We start from the raw sequence: 5848 nt of genomic DNA on the forward strand, positions 1-5848 counted from the left end.
GGTTTGGTTGCGGGGACAGGATTTGAACCTGTGACCTTCAGGTTATGAGCCTGACGAGCTACCGGGCTGCTCCACCCCGCGGGGGTGAGGGTGGTTTGCGCTGGATGGCGCGAGGGGTGGGTTGGAAGACCTGGCGGCGACCTACTCTCCCACGTCTTAAGACGCAGTACCATGGGCGCTGGGGCATTTCACGGCCGAGTTCGGGATGGGATCGGGTGTAGGGTCCCCGCTATGGCCACCAGGTCGTCCAACCCACCGTATTTGGGTGGGTGAACGAGGATTTGGCGTTTTTTCATCGGCGCGGGGGCCGATGAAGGTGAGAGAGATCTCTTTTTCTGATTTTGGTTGCGTGGGGCTGGAGGGGCGGCCACGCGACCAAAATCCATAGAGAGAGAGATTGGATGATTGCTGTGCGAGGTGGTGTGTTGATGTGTGAGCCTATTGGGTGATTAGGACCGGTTAGCTGCATGGGTTACCCCACTTTCACACCCGGCCTATCGACGTGGTGGTCTACCACGACCCTCAGGGAGACCTCGTTTTGAGGTGGGTTTCCCGCTTAGATGCTTTCAGCGGTTATCCCGTCCAGACTTAGCTACCCGGCTGTGCCGCTGGCGCGACAACCGGTACACCAGAGGTCTGTTCATCCCGGTCCTCTCGTACTAGGGACAAATCCTCTCAAGTCTCCTTCACCCACGGCAGATAGGGACCGAACTGTCTCACGACGTTCTAAACCCAGCTCACGTACCACTTTAATCGGCGAACAGCCGAACCCTTGGGACCTGCTCCAGCCCCAGGATGTGATGAGCCGACATCGAGGTGCCAAACCTCCCCGTCGATGTGGACTCTTGGGGGAGATCAGCCTGTTATCCCTAGAGTACCTTTTATCCGTTGAGCGATGGCCCTTCCACGCGGGACCACCGGATCACTATGGCCGACTTTCGTCTCTGATCGAGCTGTCGCTCTCACAGTCAGGCGGGCTTATGCCATTGCACTCAGCAGCCGATGTCCGACCGGCCTGAGCCCACCATCGCGCGCCTCCGTTACACTTTGGGAGGCGACCGCCCCAGTCAAACTGCCCACCATGCAGGGTCCCGAACCAGGATAACTGGTCTCGGTTAGACATCAGAAGCGCCCAGGGTGGTATTTCAAGGATGGCTCCACCTGAGCTAGCGCCCCGGCTTCAAAGCCTCCCACCTATCCTACACAGTGCTCCCCTGATGCCACTGCAAAGCTGCAGTAAAGGTTCATAGGGTCTTTCCGTCTGACCGCGGGTACCCCGCATCTTCACGGGGAATTCAATTTCGCTGAGCCCATACCGGAGACAGTGGGGAAGTCGTTACGCCATTCGTGCAGGTCGGAACTTACCCGACAAGGAATTTCGCTACCTTAGGACCGTTATAGTTACGGCCGCCGTTTACCGGGGCTTCAATTCAGTGCTTGCACACCTCCTCTTAACCTTCCGGCACCGGGCAGGCGTCAGACCCTATACGTCATCTCTCGATTTCGCAGAGCCCTGTGTTTTTACTAAACAGTCGCTACCCCCTGCTCTGTGCCACCCGCCCATGGTTGCCCACAGACGGGTCTCGCTTATCCCGAAGTTACGCGAGCAATTTGCCTAGTTCCTTCGATATGGTTCTCTCAAGCGCCTTGGTATGCTCTACCAGTCCACCTGTGTCGGTTTCGGGTACGGTCTATACGCTGGAGCTCTTTCCCGGAATGCTCAAAAAGCCAGGACAATCCAATAAGCCCTGACAACATCTCGCATTCGTCACTTCCAGCAGGCTCAGGAATATTCACCTGATTCCCATCGACTACGGCTTTCGCCCTCGCCTTAGGGGCCGGCTAACCCTGCGTGGATTAACCTTGCGCAGGAACCCTTGGACTTTCGGCGACAGTGTTTCTCGCACTGTTTGTCGCTACTCATGTCAGCATTCGCACTTCCGATACCTCCAGGAGGGGTCACCCCTCTCCCTTCGCAGGCCTACGGAACGCTCCGCTACCGCGCATCTTGCGATGCACCCGCAGCTTCGGTGTGTGGCTTGAGCCCCGTTACATTTTCGGCGCAGGATTTCTATTAGACCAGTGAGCTATTACGCTTTCTTTAAAGGATGGCTGCTTCTAAGCCAACCTCCTGGTTGTTTTGGAATTCCCACATCCTTTCCCACTTAGCCACAACTTGGGGACCTTAGCTGGCGGTCTGGGCTGTTTCCCTCTCGTCCACGGACCTTAGCACCCATGGACTGTCTGCCGGGCTATACTTCTGGGTATTCGGAGTTTGGTTAGGTTTGGTAAGCCTTTGGGGCCCCCTAGCCCATCCAGTGCTCTACCCCCCAGGGTAAACACCCGACGATCTACCTCAATAGATTTCGCGGAGAACCAGCTATTTCCGAGTTTGATTGGCCTTTCACCCCTAGCCACAGCTCATCCCCGACTTTTTCAACAGGCGTGGGTTCGGCCCTCCAGTGCGTGTTACCGCACCTTCAGCCTGGCCATGGCTAGATCACTCGGTTTCGGGTCTTCTACCTGCAACTCTGCGCCCTCTTCAGACTCGCTTTCGCTACGCCTACACCTAACGGCTTAAGCTCGCTGCAAACAGAAACTCGCTGACCCATTATACAAAAGGTACGCCGTCACCGCAGATGCGGCTCCGACTGCTTGTAAGCGTCCGGTTTCAGGTCTCTTTCACTCCCCTCGTCGGGGTGCTTTTCACCTTTCCCTCACGGTACTTGTTCACTATCGGTCACCAGGGAGTATTTAGGCTTGGAGGGTGGTCCCCCCATGTTCAGACAGGATTTCACGTGTCCCGCCTTACTCAAGGATCATTCTCATCTTCTTCGCATACGGGGCTATCACCCACTCTCGCCGGACTTTCCAGACCGTTCTGCTCAGATAAAAATAACCACTGGCCTGTTCCGCTTTCGCTCGCCACTACTGACGGAATCTCTGTTGATGTCTTTTCCTCCGGGTACTGAGATGTTTCAGTTCCCCGGGTTCGCCTCCCGACCCTATGTATTCAGATCGGGATACCCATCGCTGGGTGGGTTTCCCCATTCGGATATCCATGGATCAACGCCTGCTCGCGGCTCCCCATGGCTTTTCGCAGCGTGCCACGTCCTTCATCGCCTCCTGGTGCCAAGGCATCCACCGAACGCCCTTATCATGCTCACACCACGCGATCACCGATCTCTCGGCAATCCCACCTTGCACAGGAACCATCCAATCTTTCGACCAGATAAAGACCCGCCACAGTGCCGCTCCTTCCAGCCAGGCGCGAGAAACGCCCAACCCTCCGGAACGGACGCGCTTGCCAGCACATCCATTCTCTCTCACGCTTCTGTGCAGTCCAGCCGCTGGGATTCGGAGATCAATCTCCTCCTCCGGTCAGACAATGCGGCCGACCCGCGCAGATGCGCCAAATCCTGATTCACAATTGAAAGAACAACGAGACCAGACCCCTCCGGGTCCAGACCTCATGCAAGACCACCGCTGGCAGCTTCTTCAGCTAACCCTCAATGCTCCCGCAATCTCGATTTCCTCTGCGACGATACCCCTCAGAACCTCGGCCAGGCGGCCAAACCGCCCGCCAAACACAATGGAGGTGGACGGTATCGAACCGACGACCCCCTGCTTGCAAAGCAGGTGCTCTCCCACTGAGCTACACCCCCATGGGAAGACATGAACAAAAATCCCTCCGTTCTTTTCTAAAAAAGAACAGAAAAATTCTCATTCATAACCAGCCAGAGCCAAACCATTGGTGGGCCAGGGAGGATTTGAACCTCCGACCCCACGCTTATCAAGCGTGTGCTCTAACCAGCTGAGCTACTGGCCCAAGGACCCCCACGAAATCTCTCTCGTGGGGCCCGATACCCGGTGGCTTTACAGCCACCAGACCGTCGCAGGGAAGGGATATGTTGATGGCGCCCTCTCTCGCGAGAGACGCTTGTCGATCATCGTCCAGGCCGCCATCCGCATCCGCGGACGACTTTATAAAGCAATCCCAAACGCCCAGCCTAGGCCAGACGATATCAGGATCGCTCCTTGAAAGGAGGTGATCCAGCCGCAGGTTCCCCTACGGCTACCTTGTTACGACTTCACCCCAGTCGCTGACCCGACCGTGGTCGGCTGCCTCTCATTGCTGAGTTAGCGCACCGGCTTAAGGTCAAACCAACTCCCATGGTGTGACGGGCGGTGTGTACAAGGCCCGGGAACGTATTCACCGCGGCATGCTGATCCGCGATTACTAGCGATTCCACCTTCATGCACTCGAGTTGCAGAGTGCAATCTGAACTGAGACGGCTTTTAGAGATCAGCACACCCTCGCGGGCTAGCTTCCCACTGTCACCGCCATTGTAGCACGTGTGTAGCCCAGGACATAAGGGCCATGAGGACTTGACGTCATCCCCACCTTCCTCCGGCTTGTCACCGGCAGTTTCTTCAGAGTGCCCAGCCCAACCTGATGGCAACTGAAGACGAGGGTTGCGCTCGTTGCGGGACTTAACCCAACATCTCACGACACGAGCTGACGACAGCCATGCAGCACCTGTGCAGGAGGTCCCTTGCGGGAAATAACCATCTCTGATTACAGCCTCCCCATGTCAAGCCCTGGTAAGGTTCTGCGCGTTGCTTCGAATTAAACCACATGCTCCACCGCTTGTGCGGGCCCCCGTCAATTCCTTTGAGTTTCAACCTTGCGGCCGTACTCCCCAGGCGGTGTGCTTATCGCGTTAGCTACGACACTGCGTGACTAAGTCACCCAACATCCAGCACACATCGTTTACAGCGTGGACTACCAGGGTATCTAATCCTGTTTGCTCCCCACGCTTTCGCGCCTCAGCGTCAGTCAAGGACCAGGTCGCCGCCTTCGCCACCGGTGTTCTTCCCAATATCTACGAATTTCACCTCTACACTGGGAATTCCACGACCCTCTTCCCCACTCAAGCAACCAAGTATCAAGCGCAGCCCCCAGGTTGAGCCCAGGAATTTCACGCCTGACTTTGATCGCCGCCTACGCGCCCTTTACGCCCAGTCATTCCGAGCAACGCTAGCCCCCTTCGTATTACCGCGGCTGCTGGCACGAAGTTAGCCGGGGCTTATTCTGCAGGTACCGTCATCATCGTCCCTGCCAAAAGGGCTTTACAATCCGAAAACCTTCTTCACCCACGCGGCATTGCTGGATCAGGCTTGCGCCCATTGTCCAATATTCCCCACTGCTGCCTCCCGTAGGAGTCTGGGCCGTGTCTCAGTCCCAGTGTGGCTGATCATCCTCTCAGACCAGCTATCGATCGTCGCCTTGGTAGGCCTTTACCCCACCAACAAGCTAATCGAACGCAGGCTCCTCTCCAGGCGACTCGCGCCTTTAACCCTCAGGTGTCATGCGGTATTAGCAGTAGTTTCCCACTGTTATCCCCCACCCAGAGACAGATTCCTACGCGTTACTCACCCGTCCGCCACTGACAATGTTGCCACTGCCCGTGCGACTTGCATGTGTTAAGCATGCCGCCAGCGTTCGCTCTGAGCCAGGATCAAACTCTCAGGTTCATCACAAACCAAATCCCAAATCTCACCCTCAGGCAAAACCCAGAACCCAGCCGAAATGAACGCGATCCCCTAACCCACTAAGCCAGATCCCATGGCTTCCACCATAAAACCCAGCCCGCACTGTCTTTCCACGTAAAAGCATATGCAGATACGTCAGTAGACACCAAAACCTGTCTCCAGATCTTACGTCAGGCTCGCATAAACAAACCCAACCTAAACACTCTCAACAAGCAAACCCGCCAGGCCTAAACCCAGCAGACAGCGCCACCAACATATCCCTTCCATCCAGATACAATTGTCAAAGATCAAA

At 56.2% G+C, this 5848-nt stretch carries 3 tRNA genes and 3 rRNA genes; all 6 read right to left on the minus strand.

Annotated features, from left to right (window positions below):
* Positions 1-4: 4 nt before the first annotated feature.
* The 6 genes from ACYQ7X_RS17290 to ACYQ7X_RS17315 all read right to left on the minus strand — a co-directional run bounded on the left by ACYQ7X_RS17290 (position 5) and on the right by ACYQ7X_RS17315 (position 5538).
* A tRNA-Met gene (locus ACYQ7X_RS17290) sits at positions 5-81 on the minus strand.
* 47 nt (positions 82-128) lie between these two features.
* Positions 129-243 (minus strand): 5S ribosomal RNA (gene rrf, locus ACYQ7X_RS17295).
* Between the two features lie 185 nt (positions 244-428).
* A 23S ribosomal RNA gene (locus tag ACYQ7X_RS17300) occupies positions 429-3169 on the minus strand.
* Positions 3170-3593: 424 nt separating this feature from the next.
* Positions 3594-3665: transfer RNA gene (locus tag ACYQ7X_RS17305), tRNA-Ala, on the minus strand.
* An 87-nt stretch (positions 3666-3752) separates the two neighbouring features.
* Positions 3753-3829 (minus strand) — tRNA-Ile (locus ACYQ7X_RS17310).
* Between the two features lie 212 nt (positions 3830-4041).
* Positions 4042-5538 (minus strand): 16S ribosomal RNA (locus tag ACYQ7X_RS17315).
* The 16S, 23S and 5S rRNA genes sit together here with 3 tRNA genes alongside, the layout of an rRNA operon.
* Between the last annotated feature and the right edge of the window lie 310 nt (positions 5539-5848).

Source organism: Acidisoma sp. C75, assembly GCF_054665095.1.